The sequence below is a fragment of the Caulobacter sp. X genome, from assembly GCF_002742635.1.
In the GTDB taxonomy this organism is placed as follows: domain Bacteria; phylum Pseudomonadota; class Alphaproteobacteria; order Caulobacterales; family Caulobacteraceae; genus Caulobacter.
This window is the reverse complement of sequence record NZ_PEGF01000002.1, coordinates 1,592,924-1,608,278: the sequence shown is the minus strand read 5'-3', so window position 1 is coordinate 1,608,278 and position 15,355 is coordinate 1,592,924. Positions and strand designations below refer to the sequence as shown.

Below are 15,355 nucleotides of genomic sequence, written 5' to 3'. Positions count from 1 at the left end.
CCCTTAGAAGTTCAGGCCGGCTTCGCGCGCGGCGTCAGCCAGGGCTTTCACCCGGCCGTGGAAGATGTAGCCACCACGGTCGAAAACGACGTCCTTGACGCCCTTTTCGATGGCGCGCTCGGCGACGAGCTTGCCAACCTTGGCAGCGGCATCCTTGTCCGCGCCCTTGCCTTCGGCTTCCAGAGTGGAAGCCGACGCCAGGGTCACGCCGCGTTCATCATCGATGATCTGGGCGTAGATGTTCTTCGACGAACGGAAGACCGACAGACGCGGACGACCGTTGGCGAGGCTCTTGAGGCGGGTGCGAACGCGCTGAGCGCGCTTGGCCGCCGATTCACGAGGAGAGAGCGCCATGGCTTACTTCTTCTTGCCTTCCTTGCGGCGAACGGTCTCGCCAGCATAACGCACGCCCTTGCCCTTGTAGGGTTCCGGCGGACGAATGCGGCGGATCTTCGCGGCAATCTCACCAACCGCCTGCTTGTCGATGCCGGCGATCTTGATTTCGGTTTGCTTCGGCGTGGCGAACGTGATGCCGGCCGGAGCCGCAACGTCCACATCGTGGCTGAAACCGAGTTGGAGGCTCAGGGCGGTGCCCTTCATGGCCGCGCGGTAACCGACGCCGACCAGTTCGAGGCTTTCCTCGAAGCCGGTGGTCACACCGTGCACCATGTTGGCCACCAGCGTGCGGGACAGACCCCACATGCCCTTGGCGCGCTTCGTGTCGACGCGCGGCGTCAGCGAGAGCTCATTGCCCTCTTGCTTCAGCTCGACTTCGTCGGCGATCGTCCACGAGAGTTGACCCTTGGGGCCCTTCACCGTGACCGTCTGGCCCGCGATCGTCAGGGTGACGTTCGAGGGGATGACGACGGCTTTCTTACCGATACGTGACATGCTCTTTCCCTCCCGCGCCTAGTAGACGCGGCAGAGGACTTCGCCACCGACGTTAGCGTCGCGTGCGGCGGTGTCCGACATGACGCCCTTCGGCGTCGAAAGGATCGAGATGCCCAGGCCGTTCTTGATCGGCTTCAGGTCCTTGATCGACGAATAGACGCGACGGCCAGGCTTGGACACGCGGCTGATCTCGGCGATCACGGGCTCACCGTCGAAGTACTTGAGCTCGATCTCGAATTCGGGGAACGCACCGGGCTTCTCGACCAGCGAGTAGCCGCGGATGTAGCCTTCGTCGGCCAGCACGTCGAGGACGCGAGCGCGCAGCTTGGAAGCCGGCGTCGACACCTTCGAGCGCTTGCGCGTGGCGGCGTTCTTGATGCGAGCGATCATATCGCTCAGGGGATCGTTCATCGACATCTGATCGTCCTCACCAGCTCGACTTGACGAGGCCGGGGATCTGCCCCTGCGAACCCAGTTCGCGGAGCGCGATACGGCTCATCTTCAGCTTGCGGTAATAGGCGCGCGGGCGGCCGGTGACTTCGCAGCGATTGCGGATGCGGATCGCGGCGCTGTTACGCGGCAGCTTGGCGAGCTTGAGGCGAGCTTCGAAGCGCTCCTCGAGCGGCAGGCTTTCGTCGTTGGCGATCGCCTTCAGCGCGGCGCGCTTCTCGGCGAACTTCTTGACGAGAGCCCGGACGGCTTCGTTGCGGTTGACGGCGCTTTTCTTGGCCATGGTTTGTTTTCCCTTCCCGCTCTCTTAGTTGACGAACGGGAACTGGAATTCCTTCAGGAGAGCCTTGGCTTCCTGGTCGGACTTCGCAGTGGTGCAGACGATGATGTCCATGCCCCAGATCTGTTCGATCTGGTCATAGTTGATTTCCGGGAACACCAGGTGCTCCTTCAGGCCCATGGCGTAGTTGCCACGGCCGTCGAAGCTCTTGCCGTTCAGACCACGGAAGTCCTTCACGCGCGGCAGCGCGATCGTGACCAGGCGGTCGAGGAACTCGTACATCCGGTCCTTGCGGAGGGTGACCTTGGCGCCGACCACCATGCCTTCGCGCAGCTTGAAGCCGGCGATCGACTTGCGGGCGCGGGTCGCGACGGGCTTTTGGCCGGCGATCGCTTCCAGGTCCTTCAGAGCGGTCTGAGCCTTCTTGGAGTCAGCCACAGCCTCGCCGATGCCCATGTTCAGGACGATCTTGTCCAGCTTGGGGATCTGCATTTCGTTGGTGTAGCCGAACTGCTCCTTCATCGCGGCGCGGATGCGCTCGCGATAAACGGTCTTCAGCCGGGGCTCGTAAGCTTGATCAGCCATTGATCACCTCGCCGGTCGTCTTGGCGACGCGCACCTTCTTGTCGCCTTCGATCTTGAAGCCGACGCGGGTGGGCTTGCCCTTGGAGTCCACGATGGCGACGTTCGAGACGTGCAGCGCGGCTTCCTTTTGCTTGATGCCGCCTTGCGGGTCGGCCTGGGTCGCCTTGGTGTGACGCGAAACCATGTTCACGCCTTCCACGACAACGCGGTTGTCCTTCGGCAGGACTTGCAGGACCGAGCCTTGCTTGCCCTTGTCCTTGCCGGCCAGAACGACGACGCGGTCGCCCTTCTTGATCTTAGCGGCCATTACAGCACCTCCGGAGCGAGGGAGATGATCTTCATGTGGTTCTTGGCGCGCAGTTCACGGGGAACCGGGCCGAAGATCCGCGTGCCGACCGGCTCGCTTTGCTTGTTCACGATCACCGCGGCGTTCTTGTCGAACCGAATGACCGAACCATCCTTGCGCTTCAGGTTCTGGTTCACGCGAACGACGACGGCGCGAAGCACGTCACCCTTCTTCACGCGACCGCGCGGAATGGCTTCCTTGACGGAGACGACGATGACGTCGCCCACGCTGGCGTAGCGACGGCCAGCGCCGCCCAACACCTTGATGCACATGACCCGGCGAGCGCCAGAATTGTCAGCGACTTCCAGGTTAGTTTGCATCTGGATCATGGTCTAAACCTTCCAGATTAAGCCGAAGCCTTGGGAAGCACTTCCCAGGTCTTCAGCTTGGACTTCGGAGCGCACTCGATGATGCGGATAGCTTCACCGGCCTTGTACGCGTTGGCTTCGTCGTGCGCGTGGTACTTTTTGGACTGACGCACGATCTTCTTCAGAACGGGGTGGACGATGGTCCGTTCGACCTTCACCACCACGGTCTTGTCGCCCTTATCGGAGACGACGACCCCTTCGAGGATACGCTTGGGCATATCGTTCTCCTTAAGCCGCGGCCTTGGCGCGCAGCACGGTCTTGATCCGCGCGATATCCTTACGGATCTCGTTGAAGCGGTGGGTCTTCTCGACCTGGCCCGTGGCGCCTTGGAAGCGCAGATTGAACTGCTCCTTCTTCAGGTTCAGCAGGGCTTCGGCCAGCTGGTCGGGGGTCATGCCCCGGATGTCAGCGATCTTCATGAGCCTCAAGCCTCCATGGCCACACCCGCGTCGATGCGGGTGACAACACGGGTGCGGATCGGCAGCTTGGCGGCGCCCAGGCGGAGAGCTTCACGCGCGATATCGTCCGGCACGCCGTCGATTTCGAACATGATGCGGCCCGGAGCCACGCGAGCGGCCCAGTAATCCACCGCGCCCTTACCCTTACCCATCCGGACTTCCGCCGGCTTGCCGGTGACCGGCACGTCCGGGAAGATACGGATCCAGACGCGGCCTTGACGCTTCATCTGGCGGGTGATGGCGCGACGAGCGGCTTCGATCTGACGGGCCGTGATGCGCTCCGGCTCGACGGCCTTCAGGCCGTACGAACCGAAGTTCAGCAGGGTGCCGCCCTTCGAGGCGCCGTGGATGCGGCCCTTGAACTGCTTGCGGAATTTGGTCTTCTTCGGAGACAGCATGGCGATCTAATCCTTAGGCGCGATCGCGACGGTCACGACGGTCGCCCCGGTCGGGACGATCGCCGCGCTCACGGCCGCCACCTTCGCCGGCGGGGCCGGACTCGGTGGCCAGGCGCTTGTCGAGCGCCATCGGATCATGCTCCAGCACCTCGCCCTTGAAGATCCAGGTCTTCACGCCGATGATGCCGTAGGTGGTCTTGGCTTCGGCGAAACCGAAGTCGATGTCCGCGCGCAGGGTGTGCAGCGGCACGCGACCTTCGCGGTACCACTCCATCCGAGCGATTTCAGCGCCGCCGAGGCGACCCGAGACGTTGATCCGGATGCCTTTGGCGCCGAGGCGCACGGCCGACTGGATCGAACGCTTCATGGCGCGACGGAAGGCGATACGACGCTCGAGTTGTTGAGCGATCGACTCGGCCACCAGCTGAGCGTCGGTTTCCGGCTTGCGGATCTCGACGATGTTCAGGTGGACTTCGCCCTCGGTCTGAACCGACAGGTCCTTGCGGAGCTTGTCGATGTCAGCGCCCTTCTTGCCGATGATGACGCCCGGACGAGCGGCATAGATCGTGATGCGGCACTTCTTGTGCGGACGCTCGATGATGATGCGCGAGACACCAGCTTGGTACAGGCGCTTCTTCAGGGCGGCGCGGACCGCGAGGTCCTGATGCAGCATCTTGCCGTACTGGGCGCCGTCGGCGAACCAACGGCTGTCCCAGGTGCGGTTCACGCCGAGCCGCAGCCCGACCGGATTGACTTTCTGACCCATTAGGCGGCCTCACCCAGTTCGCGGACCACGATCGTGATCTCGGAGAACGGCTTCTCAACGCGCGTCGCGCGACCGCGAGCGCGGGGCGAGAAACGCTTCATGATCAGGTTCTTGCCCACATAGGCCTCGGCGACGACCAGCGAGTCGATGTCGAGGTTGTGGTTGTTCTCGGCGTTGGAGATCGCCGAGTACAGCGCCTTGCGGACGTCCTGAGCGATGCGCTTGTGGCTGAACTCGAGCTCGTTGAGAGCGCGTTGGACGTTCAGGCCACGGATGGACTGAGCGACCAGGTTCAGCTTGCGCGGGCTGGTGCGCAGGGTGCGAACCTTGGCCATCGCTTCGGCGCCGTCGAGGCGGCGAGCTTGCTTTTGCTTGGCCATGATTACTTCCTCTTGGCCTTCTTGTCGGCGGCGTGACCCGGGAAGTTCCGGGTCGGCGCGAATTCGCCGAACTTCATGCCGACCATGTCTTCCGACACGAGCACGGGAACGTGCTTGTGGCCGTTGTGCACGCCGAAGGTCAGGCCGACGAATTGCGGCATGATCGTCGAGCGGCGCGACCAGGTCTTGATGACGTCCTTGCGGCCCGACGACAGAGCGGCATCGGCCTTCTTCAGGAGGTACCCGTCGACAAACGGGCCTTTCCAGACGGAGCGGGTCATGGCTTAGCGGCCCTTCTTCGCTTTGTGGCGCGAACGGATGATGAACTTGTCCGTGGCCTTGTTGACGCGGGTCTTGGCGCCCTTGGTCGGCTTACCAGCCGGGGTCACCGGGTGACGACCGCCCGAAGTCCGGCCTTCACCACCACCGTGGGGGTGGTCGACCGGGTTCATGGCGACACCGCGGACGTGCGGGCGACGGCCCATGTGACGAGAACGACCGGCCTTGCCGAGGTTCTGGTTCATGTGGTCGGGGTTCGAAACGGCGCCGACGGTGGCCATGCACGTGTCGAGCACCATGCGCAGCTCGCCCGAGTTCAGGCGGATCTGGGCGTAGCCGGCGTCACGACCGACCAGCTGGGCGTAGGCGCCAGCCGAACGGGCGATCTGACCGCCCTTGGCGGGCTTCAGCTCGATGTTGTGGATGATCGTGCCAATCGGCAGCGTGCGCAGCGGCGAGGCGTTGCCCGGCTTCACGTCGACCTTCTCGCCGGTGACGACTTCGTCGCCGGCCTTCAGGCGTTGCGGGGCCAGGATGTAGGCCAGCTCGCCATCGGCCTGATACTTGATCAGAGCGATGAAGGCGGTGCGGTTCGGGTCGTACTCGAGACGAACGACCGTGGCCACGCCTTGCTTGCGACGCTTGAAGTCGACCAGACGGTACAGGCGCTTGGCGCCGCCGCCGCGGAAACGGACCGCGATACGGCCATTGCCGCCGCGACCGCCCGACTTGGTCAGGCCTTCAACCAGCTTCTTCTCGGGCTTGCCCTTGTGAAGTTCGCTGCGGTCGATCAGCACCAGGCCGCGCTGGCCGGGGCTGGTCGGGTTAAATTGCTTCAAGGCCATGACTTAGAGCCCCGTCGTGATGTCGATCGACTGGCCTTCGGCCAGCGTCACGATCGCTTTTTTGACGTCGTTGCGACGACCCACGATGCCGCGGAAGCGCTTGGTCTTGCCCTTGGTCACGATGGTGTTGACCTTGGTCACCTTGACCTTGAACAGCTCTTCGACGGCGGCGGCGATTTCGTCCTTGGTCGCGTCGTTGGACACCTTGAAGACAACCTTGTTCTGCTCGCTGAGCAGGGTCGTCTTTTCGGTGATCACCGGCGACAGGATCGTGTCGTAGTGGCGAGCGGTGGCGGCCATTAGGCGGCTTCCTTCTCAGCGAAACGAGCCGAGATCGCTTCGACCGCGTCCTTGGTCAGGACGAGGGTCTGGCGACGCAGCACGTCGTAGACGTTCAGGCCGGCGTTCGGCAGGACATCCACGTTCGGGATGTTGCGGGCGGCGAGCTTGAAGTTCGCGTCCACTTCCGGACCGGCGATGACCAGGGCGTTCTTCAGACCGATCTTGTCGAAGTTGGCGCGCAGGGCGGCCGTCTTGGCTTCGGTCAGAACGGCGCTGTCCAGGACGACCAGCGAGCCCGACTTGGCCTTCGACGACAGAGCGTGCTTCAGGGCCAGGGCGCGGATCTTCTTGGGCAGGTCGAAGGCGTGGCTGCGGACCACGGGACCGTGGGCCTTGGCGCCGCCGACGAACTGGGCCGCACGGCGCGAACCGTGACGGGCGCCGCCGGTGCCCTTCTGCTTGTACATCTTCTTGCCCGTACGAGAGACCTCGTTGCGGACTTGAATCTTGTGGTTGCCCGAGCGGCGCTTGGCCAGCTGCCAGGTCACGACGCGCTGCAGGATGTCGCCGCGGATGTCGTCGATGCCGAAGATGGCGTCGTCGAGATCAACGGAACCGGCCTTGCCGCCGTCCAGTTTGATGACGTCGAGTTTCATTAGCCTTCGCCCTCTTCGGTCGCAGCCGCCGGGGCCTCTTCAGCGGGGGTTTCAGCAGCAGCCGGAGCCGCCTCGCCAGCCTTGCGGAAGGCGCCCGGACGCGGAGCGTCAGCCGGCAGAGCCTTCTTCACGGCGTCGCGAACCTTCACGTAGCTGCCTTCGTGGCCGGGGACAGCGCCCTTGACCAGGATCAGGCCGCGCTCGACGTCGACCTTCCAGACGGTGACGTTGAGGGTGGTGACGGTTTCTTGACCCAGGTGACCGGCCATCTTCTTGCCCGGGAACGTACGGCCCGGATCCTGGCGGTTACCGGTCGAACCGTGCGAACGGTGCGAGACCGAAACACCGTGGGTGGCGCGGAGACCACCGAAGTTCCAGCGCTTCATGGCGCCGGCGAAACCCTTACCGACGGTGACGCCTTGGATGTCGACCTTCTGGCCGGCGACGAAGTGGTCGGCCGTCAGTTCGGCGCCGACTTCGATCAGGGCGCTTTCCTCGACGCGGAATTCCGCGACAACGCGCTTCGGCTCAACGGCCGCCTTCGCGAAGTGGCCGCGCAGGGCCTTCGAAGTGTTCTTGGCTTTCTTGGAGCCAGCGCCGAGTTGCAGGGCGGTATAGCCGTCCTTCTCAACGGTGCGCACGCCCGTGACCTGGCAACCGTCGAGCGACAGGACGGTGACCGGCACGTGCTGACCAGCTTCGTCGAAGAAGCGGGTCATGCCGAGCTTCTTGGCGAGGACGCCAGTGCGTTGGGTGGGGAGAGTCATAAGCGGGCCCTCCTTACAGCTTGATTTCGACGTCAACGCCGGCCGACAGGTCGAGCTTCATCAGCGCGTCCACGGTCTGCGGAGTCGGGTCAACGATGTCGAGGACGCGCTTGTGCGTACGGATCTCGAACTGCTCGCGCGACTTCTTGTCGACGTGCGGCGAACGGTTGACGGTGAATTTCTCGATAAGCGTGGGCAGGGGGATGGGGCCCCGCACCGTCGCGCCCGTGCGCTTGGCCGTATTCACGATCTCGCGCGTGGAATGATCCAACACGCGGTGATCGAAGGCCTTGAGCCGGATGCGGATGTTCTGACGATCCATATCGCTCGGTTTCCTAGTGGGCTGCGCCCGCGTCTCGAACCATTTCAAAGACCAACTCGGAACCCAGATGGGTCCCGTACGCAGCGTCCGCAAAACAAAATCCCCAACAGTCGCCTGTCGGGGGTGATGACCAGATATTGCGCCCCTCCCGAAAGAGGTTGCGGCGCTATGTCCGGGCGTCTCGCGAACCGCGTTTGAGCCCGAAAGCTCACAGCCGGTCCAACAGAGGCGCGCTTGTACGTTCCAGAATCGGTTTCGTCAAGCGCTCTGTCCGGTTTGTCTCGTCCGAAAGGACTCGAGTCGTCGGGCGGGTTCTGGATAGGCGCCCTTCCCCCTCCGCGCAAGACCTTCGCAAACATAACGCCGGTCGGTTTTTAACACTCTCAGGTCAAAGCAAGAAATGAACGTGCGCCCGCTTGCGCGTAGTCGAAATTCTCATCTCCGCAAGTGTCACAAAAATGCATTATTCGCCCCGCAAGCGTCGCCTATGGTCTTGAGCGCGGGGTCGAACCTCCATAGATGCCGCCCCTCCCCGGCGGACTGGGCGGCCCCTCCCCCCAACAACGACCGCCCAGCCAGCCGGAGGAGCCACAGTCACTAAGGGGATAGACCCAATGCGTACCAAGCTCTTCGCCACCGCCGCCCTGATCGCGGCCGCCGTTTCGGCCCCGGCCTTCGCCCAGAACGTGGGTTCGGTCGGCGCGGCCGTGAACTACACCGACCTCAACACCAACATCGGCGGCGCCCACGGCTCGTCGGCCGTGATCGACGGCTCGGTCGCGATCCCGCTGCAAGGCGCCTGGACCGTGACCGCCAACGGCGACGTCTCGATCTCGGACAACGACCTGTCGGACGACACCGTCGCCTCGGGCGCCGCCCACCTGACCACCAAGATCGGCGACAGCTGGCGCGTCGGCGGCTTCACCGCCCTCTCCCGCCCGGCCAACGACACGATCTGGGCCGTCGGCGGCGAAGCTCACAAGTACCTGTCGAACGTGACCCTGTCGGGCGTCGCGGCCTACGGCCAGTCGAACGACCTGGACGCCGACCTCTACACCGTGCGCGGCGACGTCCGTTACTTCGTCACCGACAACTTCCGCCTGGACGCCGGCGCGGCCTGGTCGCGCATCGACACCAACGTCAACGCGGACCTGTGGGACGTGAACGTGGGCGGTGAGTACAAGTTCGCCAACACCGGCTGGTCGACCTTCGCCAAGTACACGCACAGCGAATCCGACGACCTGGCCGACCTGAACGCCGACGCCATCAAGGTGGGCCTGCGCTACACCTTCGGCGGCAGCCTGAAGGACCGCGATCGCGCCGGCGCCGACCTGATCTCGGCCGGCGACCTGTTCGGCTTCGGCGTCCGCTAAGCGGAGGCTGGACCCAAGGTCCGGACATGAAGAAGGCCCCGGGAGCGATCCCGGGGCCTTCACTCTTATATATATATGTGTGTGCGTGGCCGGCCTACTGGCCGATGATGACGTCGCCCGAGCCGGCCACGTGCTTCTTGATGGGGCCGTTGACCTTGGCGATGCGGACGTCGCCCGAGCCCATGACGCTGACTTCGAGCTGGTCGGCCTCGCCCTTGAAGGTGACGTCGCCCGAGCCCATCACGCTGACCTCGACGGCGCGGCTGCGGCCGCCCGCGACCGTGATGTCGCCAGACCCCGCGATATTGCCTTCCAGCTTGCCGCCGATGCTCGCTGCCGAGACGTCGCCCGAGCCGGCGATATTGGCTTCGAAGTCGCCCGCGATCGCCTGGGTGCTGACATCGCCCGATCCGGCGATGCTGATCTCGGCCGAGCTGGCCGACCCCGTCCGCGTGTCGCCCGATCCGGCCTGGCTGACCTCCAGCTTTCCTTTGGTGTTGGCGACCGTCCAGTTGCCGCAGCCGGCGTTGCCCAGCTCGACGCTGTCCGAGCGGCCGATGTCGCCGAACACCGCGCCGCCGGCGCCGACGCGCACGTCCATCGGCGTCCGGATGGCGACCTGCGGAATGTTCTCATAGGCCACGTCGCCGACGCCGCGCACCCGGACCGACGTCTTGCCATTGCGGTTGTTGCAGCCGTTGATCCGGCTCATCCGCAGGTCGCCGTCGATGACGACCTTGTCGCCTTCGTTGCGGACCGTCAGGGGCAGGCTGGCGTTGGTGGTCAGGAACTCCACCTTAATGTCAGGGCGGTTCTCCGGAATGACCACGACGCGGGCGACGGCGTCCTTGATCTTCACGGACGGCTCGGCCTGGGCGACGCCCGCGGCGGAAACGGCGGCGGCCAGCACGGCCAGGGTGGTCATAGCGCGCATCGGTTTGCTCCCCATCGGATGCGTGTATCTCGATGCGGGCAAGCTATCGATGCTTCGTCCGGACCACGACTTAATTCGCGGTCATGACTTGGAAGTCATCGAACGCCATTCGGCCTGATGCTTGCGGAGCCTGACGGGCGCGGACTTGTAGGCCGGCGTGCCCGAGCGCTGATCGTAGTCGTCCAGCGCGATGACCACATTGGTCTCTGGGTAATAGGCGGCCAGGCAACCCGGCGGGATATCCCGCGCGACGACCGTGAAGGCGCGGACCACGCGCTCGCCGCTCTCGTCGAAGGCCGCGCCGACATCGATCAGATCGCCTTCCGCCAGACCCAACCGCGCCATGTCGTCGGGATTGGCGAAGACGACGTCGCGCCGACCGAACACGCCGCGATAGCGGTCGTTCTGGCCGTAGATGGTCGTGTTGTACTGATCATGGCTGCGCAGGGTGGTCAGGATCAGCACGTCCGGGTCGCCCCGGCGCGGGTCGCCGCCCTTCGGATCGAAGACCAGGAAGTTGGCCTTGCCCGTCGCCGTCTTCCACACCCGATCCGAGGGTCCGACCGGCAGGCGGAAGCCGCCCGGAACGCGGACCTTCTCGTTGTAACCGTCAAAGGCGACCGGGAAGACCCGGGCGATCAGGTCGCGGATGGCGTCGTAGTCGTCGGCGAGGCCCAGCCAGTCGATCAGCGGATCCTGGCCGAAGGTCGCCGCCGCGATCCCCGCGACGATGGCCGGCTCGGACAGCAGATGCTCGGACGCCGGCGGGTTCAGGCCCCGCGAGGCGTGGACCATCGACATCGAGTCCTCGACCGTCACCGACTGGCGAACGCCGGCCCGCACGTCGAGTTCGGTCCGCCCCAGGCACGGCAGCAGCAGCGCAGCCTTGCCGACCAGCAGGTGCGTGCGGTTGGGCTTGGTGGCGATGTGGACCGCCATGTCCAGCCTGCGCATGGCCGCGAAGGTCCGCACCGGATCCGGCGCGGCGACGGCGAAGTTGCCGCCCAGGCCGACGAAGACCTTGGCCTCGCCTCGCTCCATCGCCGCGATTGCCTCGATCACGGTGTGGCCGTGGACGCGGGGCGGCTCGAAGCCGAAGACGTCGCGGATCGAGTCTGACAGCGCCTCCGAAGGCTTCTCCCAGATGCCGACCGTGCGGTTGCCCTGGACATTCGAATGGCCTCGCAGCGGACAGATCCCCGCGCCCGGCCGGCCGATATTGCCCTTCAGCAGCAGCAGATTGACCAGTTGCTGGACGGTCTGGGAACTGTCGCGGTGCTGGGTGAGGCCCATGCCGTAGCAAAGGATCGTCGCCTTGGAGCGGGCGTAGGTCGCGGCCGCGTCCTCGATCCGCCCGCGCGGCAGGCCGCAGCCGGCCTCGATGGTCGCCCAATCCAGCGCCTCCAGATGCGCGACCAGCGCCTCGAAGCCGGTGGTGTGCTCGGCGATGAAGTCGCGGTCCAGCCCCCCGCCGTCCCGCGCGTCCAGCGCCAGCACCGCCTTCATCATGCCCTGAACCAGCAAGGCGTCGCCGCCGATGGTCAGCTGGTAATAGGCCGAGGCGATCGGGGTCGAGGTCAGGGTCGTCATCTCGACCGGATCCTGCGGCGAGGCGAACCGCTCCAGCGCCCGTTCCCGCAACGGATTGAAGGCCAGGATCGTCGCGCCGCGCCGGCTGGCCTCGCGCAAGGTCGCCATCATCCGCGGATGATTGGTGCCGGGATTGTGCCCGAAGCACAGGATCAGGTCGGCGTGGTCAAAGTCTTCCAGCGTGACCGAACCCTTGCCCAGGCCGATCGAGTCCGGCAGGCCGACGCTGGTCGGCTCATGACACATGTTCGAGCAGTCGGGAAAATTGTTGGTCCCGAACCGGCGCCCCAGCAGTTGGTACAGGAACGCCGCCTCGTTCGACGCGCGACCCGAGGCGTAGAACTGCGCCTGGTTCGGATCGTCTAGCGCCTTCAGCGCCGCCCCGGTCCGCGCGAAGGCCTCGTCCCAGGTGATGGCCTTGTAGCGGTCATCGGCGGGATCATAGGCCATGGGCTCGGTCAGCCGGCCCAGGTCCTCGATCTCATGGTCGCTCCAGGTGAGAAGCTCGCTGACCGTGTGCTGGGCGAAGACCTCTGGCGTCGCCCGCTTGGACGTCGCCTCCCAGGCCACGGCCTTGGCGCCGTTCTCGCAGAACTCGAACGATGAGGTGTGCTTGGGATCGGGCCAGGCGCAGCCGGGGCAATCGAAGCCCTCCGGCTGGTTGGCCCGCAACAAGGTCTTGCCGCCCTCGACAACGGTCTCCTGATCGATCAGCGCGCCGGCGACCGCCTTCAGTGCATCCCAGCCGCCGGCCGGATGGCGATAAGGGCGAACACCCGGCGCCTTTTCGTTCGCCATCAGACCAGCTCCGCTTGGGCTTCGATCAGTCGCTTCCCGCCGGCGAATACCGCGTGACCGTCGGAACGCGCGAGGGCGACCAAGGTGATCCCGGCCTCATCCGCCTTGGCGACCGCCAGGTCGGTCGGCGCCGACACCGCGACCAGGATGGGGCAGCCCATCCGGGCGGTCTTTTCGACCATCTCGAACGAGCAGCGACTGGTGACGACGACGAAGCCCGATGCGGCGTCGATCCCGTCTCGCGCCATGGCGCCGGCCAACTTGTCGAGCGCGTTATGACGGCCGACGTCCTCACGGACCAGGACAAGCTCAGCCTCCGGCGTGAAGAAGGCGGCCGCGTGGGTCGCCCGGGTCAGGCGGCCCAGGGCTTGCTGTTCCTCCAGCGCCGCCAGCGCGATGGGGATCGCCTCGTGCCGGATGCAGACGCCCTCCTCCACCGCCGGCAGCGGCCGGACCGCGTCGGCCAGGCGCTGGACGCCGCAAAGACCACAGCTGGACCGCCCCTCGAGATTGCGCGGCCGGGCCTTGCGGGCCAGGACGCCGGGCGCGAAGGCGACGTCGACCAGGACGCCCTGCTCTTCTTCCTTGATGGAGACCGCCGTCACGTCGCCCGCCTTGGCGACGCCTTCGGTGACCACGAAGCCCAGCGCCAGCTCACCCAGGTTCTCCGGCGTCGCCATCAGCACCGTGTGCGGACGACCGTCGAACGACAGGCCCACCGCCGTCTCCCGCGGCGTGATCCGCTCGAACGGTCGCGCGGCCTGATCGGCGCGCCATTGGACGGCGGGGCGGGGAGCAATGGCGGAACGCGACATGCCTGGAAGCCTACTCCGTGGGCGCCGGGCGGTACAGCCGATGACGTTACGACACGATTGTTCAAAACCGTCATCGATCCGCCGATGACCAAACGTCATTCCTGGCGCAATCTCCGGTAATGGCCAGCACCACCTTAGAAACCCGTCGCGCTCAGATGTTTCCCCGGCTGGAGCCGGAGGAGATCGACCGCCTGCGCCGCTTCGGCCAAGTCGTCCAGGCCAAGGCCGGCGAGGCCCTGGCCACGGCGGGCGTCGCCTCGCCCGGCCTGTTCGTCGTGCTGGAGGGGCGCGTGGCCATCACCCGCCGCGACGCCAATCGCGAGAGCCAGCCGATCGTCGAGCACGATCCCGGCCAGTTCGTCGGCGAGATCAACCAGCTGTCCGGCCGCCCCTCGTTGGTCGACGTCACCGCCCTGACCGAGGTCGAGGCGTTGCTGATCCCGCCCGACCGCCTGCGCGCCGTGCTCGTGGCCGAGGCCGAACTGGGCGAGCGGATCATGCGCGCCCTGATCCTGCGCCGGGTCAGCCTGATCGAGACCGGCGCCGGCGGGCCCATCATCATCGGCCGCGCCGCCGACGCCGAGGTCATCCGCCTGGCCGGCTTCCTGGCCCGCAACGGCCACCCCTATCAGAACCTCGACCCGGACCAGATGGACTGCGCCAAGGTGCTGATCCAGCGCTTCGAGGTCGACGAGAGCGAGCTGCCGATCGTCCTGTGTCCGAACGGCTCGATCCTGCGCCAGCCGACCAACCACCAGCTGGGCCGCTGCATCGGCCTGGTCGGGCCGATCGACGAGAGCAAGGTCTATGACGTCGCCGTGGTCGGCGCCGGGCCCGCGGGCCTGGCCACCGCCGTCTACGCGGCGTCCGAGGGCCTGTCGGTGCTGGTGCTGGATACTCGCGCCTTCGGCGGCCAGGCCGGGGCCTCGGCGAGGATCGAGAACTATCTGGGCTTCCCGACCGGGATTTCCGGCATGGCCCTGATGGGCCGCGCCCATGGCCAGGCCCAGAAGTTCGGCGCCGAACTGGCCATCCCCGACGAGGTCGCCTCCCTGGCCTGCGAGGACGACGGCCTGCACCGCTATCGCCTGGCCCTGGTCAGCGGCGAGAAGGCCCAGGCCCGGACGGTGGTGATCGCCAGCGGCGCCCGTTATCGCCGTCTGGATGTCGAAAACCTCGACCAGTTCGAGGGCGCCAGCGTCCACTATTGGGCCTCGCCGCTCGAGGCCAAGCTGTGCGCGGGGCAGGAAGTCGCCCTGGTCGGCGCCGGCAATTCGGCGGGACAGGCGGCCGTCTACCTCTCCAGCCAGGTCAAGAAGGTCTGGATGATCGTGCGCGGCGAAAGCCTGGCGGCGACCATGTCGCGGTACCTGATCGACCGCATCGAGAGCACGCCCAACATCGAGGTTGTCGTCCGCAGTGAAGTCGTCGCCCTGGAGGGCGAAGGCGGCCAGCTGTCCAGCATCCGCTGGCGCGGTCCCGGCGGCGCGGAGACCGCCCGCGCCATCAGCCACCTTTTCCTGTTCATCGGCGCCGCGCCCAACACCGGCTGGCTATCGCAATGCCAGGTCGAGCTGGACAACCACGGCTTCGTGCGGACCGGAACCGACCTCGCGCCCGGCCACCCCCTGCTGCAGACCAGCCGCAAGGGCGTGTTCGCGATCGGCGACGTCCGGGCCGGCTCGGTCAAGCGCGTGGCCGCCGCCGTCGGCGAAGGCGCCCAGGCCGTCGCGGCGATCCACGCCTATCTGGCCAACGCGTAGGGAGCGCG

23 protein-coding genes and 1 pseudogene are annotated in these 15,355 nt (G+C 65.9%); 2 read left to right on the top strand and 22 right to left on the bottom strand.

Translation table 11 applies throughout. The features are described 5' to 3' along the window. Window positions 1-3 precede the first annotated feature (3 nt). The 19 genes and pseudogenes from rplR to CSW60_RS19930 form a co-directional block, all read right to left on the bottom strand. Entirely contained in the window at window positions 4-354 is a 351-nt protein-coding gene (rplR, locus tag CSW60_RS20020; RefSeq protein ID WP_066684377.1) for a 50S ribosomal protein L18, read from the bottom strand. A gap of 3 nt (window positions 355-357) precedes the next feature. Beyond that, window positions 358-891 (bottom strand): 50S ribosomal protein L6, encoded by a 534-nt coding sequence (rplF, locus tag CSW60_RS20015; RefSeq protein ID WP_099538900.1) that lies wholly within the window; start codon window positions 889-891, stop codon window positions 358-360. Window positions 892-909: 18 nt separating this feature from the next. Beyond that, entirely contained in the window at window positions 910-1,308 is a 399-nt protein-coding gene (rpsH, locus tag CSW60_RS20010; protein ID WP_013078656.1) for a 30S ribosomal protein S8, read from the bottom strand. 10 nt (window positions 1,309-1,318) lie between these two features. Continuing rightward, entirely contained in the window at window positions 1,319-1,624 is a 306-nt protein-coding gene (rpsN, locus tag CSW60_RS20005) for a 30S ribosomal protein S14 (RefSeq protein WP_013078655.1), read from the bottom strand. 24 nt (window positions 1,625-1,648) lie between these two features. Beyond that, window positions 1,649-2,206: a 50S ribosomal protein L5 gene (rplE, locus tag CSW60_RS20000; protein ID WP_013078654.1), complete on the bottom strand. Its 558-nt coding sequence runs from the start codon at window positions 2,204-2,206 to the stop codon at window positions 1,649-1,651. Then, complete coding sequence (rplX, locus tag CSW60_RS19995) at window positions 2,199-2,513, bottom strand: 50S ribosomal protein L24 (RefSeq protein WP_066684374.1); 315 nt, start codon at window positions 2,511-2,513, stop codon at window positions 2,199-2,201. The genes rplE and rplX overlap by 8 nt, the downstream gene beginning before the upstream one ends. Next, window positions 2,513-2,881: a 50S ribosomal protein L14 gene (gene rplN / locus CSW60_RS19990; protein WP_010919137.1), complete on the bottom strand. Its 369-nt coding sequence runs from the start codon at window positions 2,879-2,881 to the stop codon at window positions 2,513-2,515. The genes rplX and rplN overlap by 1 nt, the downstream gene beginning before the upstream one ends. 17 nt (window positions 2,882-2,898) lie before the next feature. After that, window positions 2,899-3,138: a 30S ribosomal protein S17 gene (gene rpsQ / locus CSW60_RS19985; RefSeq protein ID WP_010919136.1), complete on the bottom strand. Its 240-nt coding sequence runs from the start codon at window positions 3,136-3,138 to the stop codon at window positions 2,899-2,901. 10 nt (window positions 3,139-3,148) lie between these two features. Continuing rightward, window positions 3,149-3,340, bottom strand: coding sequence for a 50S ribosomal protein L29 (rpmC, locus tag CSW60_RS19980; RefSeq protein WP_099538899.1), 192 nt, complete (start codon window positions 3,338-3,340; stop codon window positions 3,149-3,151). A 5-nt stretch (window positions 3,341-3,345) separates the two neighbouring features. Next, window positions 3,346-3,777, bottom strand: a complete 432-nt coding sequence (gene rplP / locus CSW60_RS19975; RefSeq protein ID WP_066684373.1) for a 50S ribosomal protein L16 — start codon at window positions 3,775-3,777, stop codon at window positions 3,346-3,348. 13 nt (window positions 3,778-3,790) lie between these two features. After that, on the bottom strand, window positions 3,791-4,543 hold the full coding sequence (gene rpsC / locus CSW60_RS19970; RefSeq protein ID WP_013078650.1) for a 30S ribosomal protein S3: 753 nt from the start codon (window positions 4,541-4,543) through the stop codon (window positions 3,791-3,793). Further along, window positions 4,543-4,923, bottom strand: a complete 381-nt coding sequence (gene rplV / locus CSW60_RS19965; protein WP_099503306.1) for a 50S ribosomal protein L22 — start codon at window positions 4,921-4,923, stop codon at window positions 4,543-4,545. Before rplV ends, rpsC begins: the two co-directional genes overlap by 1 nt. Window positions 4,924-4,925: 2 nt before the next feature. After that, window positions 4,926-5,204, bottom strand: a complete 279-nt coding sequence (rpsS, locus tag CSW60_RS19960) for a 30S ribosomal protein S19 (RefSeq protein ID WP_010919131.1) — start codon at window positions 5,202-5,204, stop codon at window positions 4,926-4,928. A gap of 3 nt (window positions 5,205-5,207) precedes the next feature. After that, on the bottom strand, window positions 5,208-6,047 hold the full coding sequence (gene rplB, locus CSW60_RS19955) for a 50S ribosomal protein L2 (protein WP_013078648.1): 840 nt from the start codon (window positions 6,045-6,047) through the stop codon (window positions 5,208-5,210). Between the two features lie 3 nt (window positions 6,048-6,050). Beyond that, on the bottom strand, window positions 6,051-6,347 hold the full coding sequence (locus CSW60_RS19950) for a 50S ribosomal protein L23 (RefSeq protein ID WP_099538898.1): 297 nt from the start codon (window positions 6,345-6,347) through the stop codon (window positions 6,051-6,053). Then, window positions 6,347-6,985 (bottom strand): 50S ribosomal protein L4, encoded by a 639-nt coding sequence (gene rplD, locus CSW60_RS19945; protein WP_066684370.1) that lies wholly within the window; start codon window positions 6,983-6,985, stop codon window positions 6,347-6,349. The genes CSW60_RS19950 and rplD overlap by 1 nt, the downstream gene beginning before the upstream one ends. Continuing rightward, the gene (gene rplC / locus CSW60_RS19940; RefSeq protein ID WP_099538897.1) at window positions 6,985-7,752 is read right to left on the bottom strand and encodes a 50S ribosomal protein L3; all 768 of its coding nucleotides are present in this window, start codon (window positions 7,750-7,752) and stop codon (window positions 6,985-6,987) included. Before rplC ends, rplD begins: the two co-directional genes overlap by 1 nt. 13 nt (window positions 7,753-7,765) lie before the next feature. Further along, window positions 7,766-8,074 (bottom strand): 30S ribosomal protein S10, encoded by a 309-nt coding sequence (rpsJ, locus tag CSW60_RS19935; protein ID WP_004616952.1) that lies wholly within the window; start codon window positions 8,072-8,074, stop codon window positions 7,766-7,768. Window positions 8,075-8,087: 13 nt separating this feature from the next. Further along, window positions 8,088-8,286: pseudogene (locus CSW60_RS19930) on the bottom strand (hypothetical protein). A 402-nt stretch (window positions 8,287-8,688) separates the two neighbouring features. On the opposite strand from CSW60_RS19930, the gene CSW60_RS19925 reads away from it, so the two are divergent. Continuing rightward, window positions 8,689-9,447, top strand: a complete 759-nt coding sequence (locus tag CSW60_RS19925) for a hypothetical protein (protein WP_099538896.1) — start codon at window positions 8,689-8,691, stop codon at window positions 9,445-9,447. A 94-nt stretch (window positions 9,448-9,541) separates the two neighbouring features. On the opposite strand, the gene CSW60_RS19920 is transcribed toward CSW60_RS19925, so the two are convergent. The 3 genes from CSW60_RS19920 to fdhD form a co-directional block, all read right to left on the bottom strand. After that, complete coding sequence (locus CSW60_RS19920) at window positions 9,542-10,381, bottom strand: GIN domain-containing protein (RefSeq protein ID WP_099538895.1); 840 nt, start codon at window positions 10,379-10,381, stop codon at window positions 9,542-9,544. A gap of 81 nt (window positions 10,382-10,462) precedes the next feature. After that, the gene (locus CSW60_RS19915) at window positions 10,463-12,769 is read right to left on the bottom strand and encodes an FdhF/YdeP family oxidoreductase (RefSeq protein WP_099538894.1); all 2,307 of its coding nucleotides are present in this window, start codon (window positions 12,767-12,769) and stop codon (window positions 10,463-10,465) included. Continuing rightward, complete coding sequence (fdhD, locus tag CSW60_RS19910; protein ID WP_099538893.1) at window positions 12,769-13,584, bottom strand: formate dehydrogenase accessory sulfurtransferase FdhD; 816 nt, start codon at window positions 13,582-13,584, stop codon at window positions 12,769-12,771. The genes CSW60_RS19915 and fdhD overlap by 1 nt, the downstream gene beginning before the upstream one ends. A gap of 155 nt (window positions 13,585-13,739) precedes the next feature. Here fdhD and CSW60_RS19905 point away from each other — a divergent pair, with 155 nt between their 5' ends. Further along, window positions 13,740-15,347, top strand: a complete 1,608-nt coding sequence (locus tag CSW60_RS19905) for an FAD-dependent oxidoreductase (RefSeq protein ID WP_236634318.1) — start codon at window positions 13,740-13,742, stop codon at window positions 15,345-15,347. Window positions 15,348-15,355: the final 8 nt, after the last annotated feature.

What these genes read in the sequence shown, in the direction of transcription:
- rpsJ (WP_004616952.1), bottom strand. Translation starts at nt 8,074, where the DNA reads ATGGATCGTCAGAACATCCGCATCCGGCTCAAGGCCTTCGATCACCGC.
- rpmC (WP_099538899.1), bottom strand. Translation starts at nt 3,340, where the DNA reads ATGAAGATCGCTGACATCCGGGGCATGACCCCCGACCAGCTGGCCGAA.
- rplB (WP_013078648.1), bottom strand. Translation starts at nt 6,047, where the DNA reads ATGGCCTTGAAGCAATTTAACCCGACCAGCCCCGGCCAGCGCGGCCTG.
- CSW60_RS19920 (WP_099538895.1), bottom strand. Translation starts at nt 10,381, where the DNA reads ATGCGCGCTATGACCACCCTGGCCGTGCTGGCCGCCGCCGTTTCCGCC.
- rplV (WP_099503306.1), bottom strand. Translation starts at nt 4,923, where the DNA reads ATGGCCAAGCAAAAGCAAGCTCGCCGCCTCGACGGCGCCGAAGCGATG.
- fdhD (WP_099538893.1), bottom strand. Translation starts at nt 13,584, where the DNA reads ATGTCGCGTTCCGCCATTGCTCCCCGCCCCGCCGTCCAATGGCGCGCC.
- rplC (WP_099538897.1), bottom strand. Translation starts at nt 7,752, where the DNA reads ATGACTCTCCCCACCCAACGCACTGGCGTCCTCGCCAAGAAGCTCGGC.
- CSW60_RS19950 (WP_099538898.1), bottom strand. Translation starts at nt 6,347, where the DNA reads ATGGCCGCCACCGCTCGCCACTACGACACGATCCTGTCGCCGGTGATC.
- rplR (WP_066684377.1), bottom strand. Translation starts at nt 354, where the DNA reads ATGGCGCTCTCTCCTCGTGAATCGGCGGCCAAGCGCGCTCAGCGCGTT.
- rplX (WP_066684374.1), bottom strand. Translation starts at nt 2,513, where the DNA reads ATGGCCGCTAAGATCAAGAAGGGCGACCGCGTCGTCGTTCTGGCCGGC.
- rpsS (WP_010919131.1), bottom strand. Translation starts at nt 5,204, where the DNA reads ATGACCCGCTCCGTCTGGAAAGGCCCGTTTGTCGACGGGTACCTCCTG.
- CSW60_RS19925 (WP_099538896.1), top strand. Translation starts at nt 8,689, where the DNA reads ATGCGTACCAAGCTCTTCGCCACCGCCGCCCTGATCGCGGCCGCCGTT.
- CSW60_RS19905 (WP_236634318.1), top strand. Translation starts at nt 13,740, where the DNA reads ATGTTTCCCCGGCTGGAGCCGGAGGAGATCGACCGCCTGCGCCGCTTC.
- rplP (WP_066684373.1), bottom strand. Translation starts at nt 3,777, where the DNA reads ATGCTGTCTCCGAAGAAGACCAAATTCCGCAAGCAGTTCAAGGGCCGC.
- rplD (WP_066684370.1), bottom strand. Translation starts at nt 6,985, where the DNA reads ATGAAACTCGACGTCATCAAACTGGACGGCGGCAAGGCCGGTTCCGTT.
- CSW60_RS19915 (WP_099538894.1), bottom strand. Translation starts at nt 12,769, where the DNA reads ATGGCGAACGAAAAGGCGCCGGGTGTTCGCCCTTATCGCCATCCGGCC.
- rplN (WP_010919137.1), bottom strand. Translation starts at nt 2,881, where the DNA reads ATGATCCAGATGCAAACTAACCTGGAAGTCGCTGACAATTCTGGCGCT.
- rpsH (WP_013078656.1), bottom strand. Translation starts at nt 1,308, where the DNA reads ATGTCGATGAACGATCCCCTGAGCGATATGATCGCTCGCATCAAGAAC.
- rplE (WP_013078654.1), bottom strand. Translation starts at nt 2,206, where the DNA reads ATGGCTGATCAAGCTTACGAGCCCCGGCTGAAGACCGTTTATCGCGAG.
- rpsQ (WP_010919136.1), bottom strand. Translation starts at nt 3,138, where the DNA reads ATGCCCAAGCGTATCCTCGAAGGGGTCGTCGTCTCCGATAAGGGCGAC.
- rplF (WP_099538900.1), bottom strand. Translation starts at nt 891, where the DNA reads ATGTCACGTATCGGTAAGAAAGCCGTCGTCATCCCCTCGAACGTCACC.
- rpsN (WP_013078655.1), bottom strand. Translation starts at nt 1,624, where the DNA reads ATGGCCAAGAAAAGCGCCGTCAACCGCAACGAAGCCGTCCGGGCTCTC.
- rpsC (WP_013078650.1), bottom strand. Translation starts at nt 4,543, where the DNA reads ATGGGTCAGAAAGTCAATCCGGTCGGGCTGCGGCTCGGCGTGAACCGC.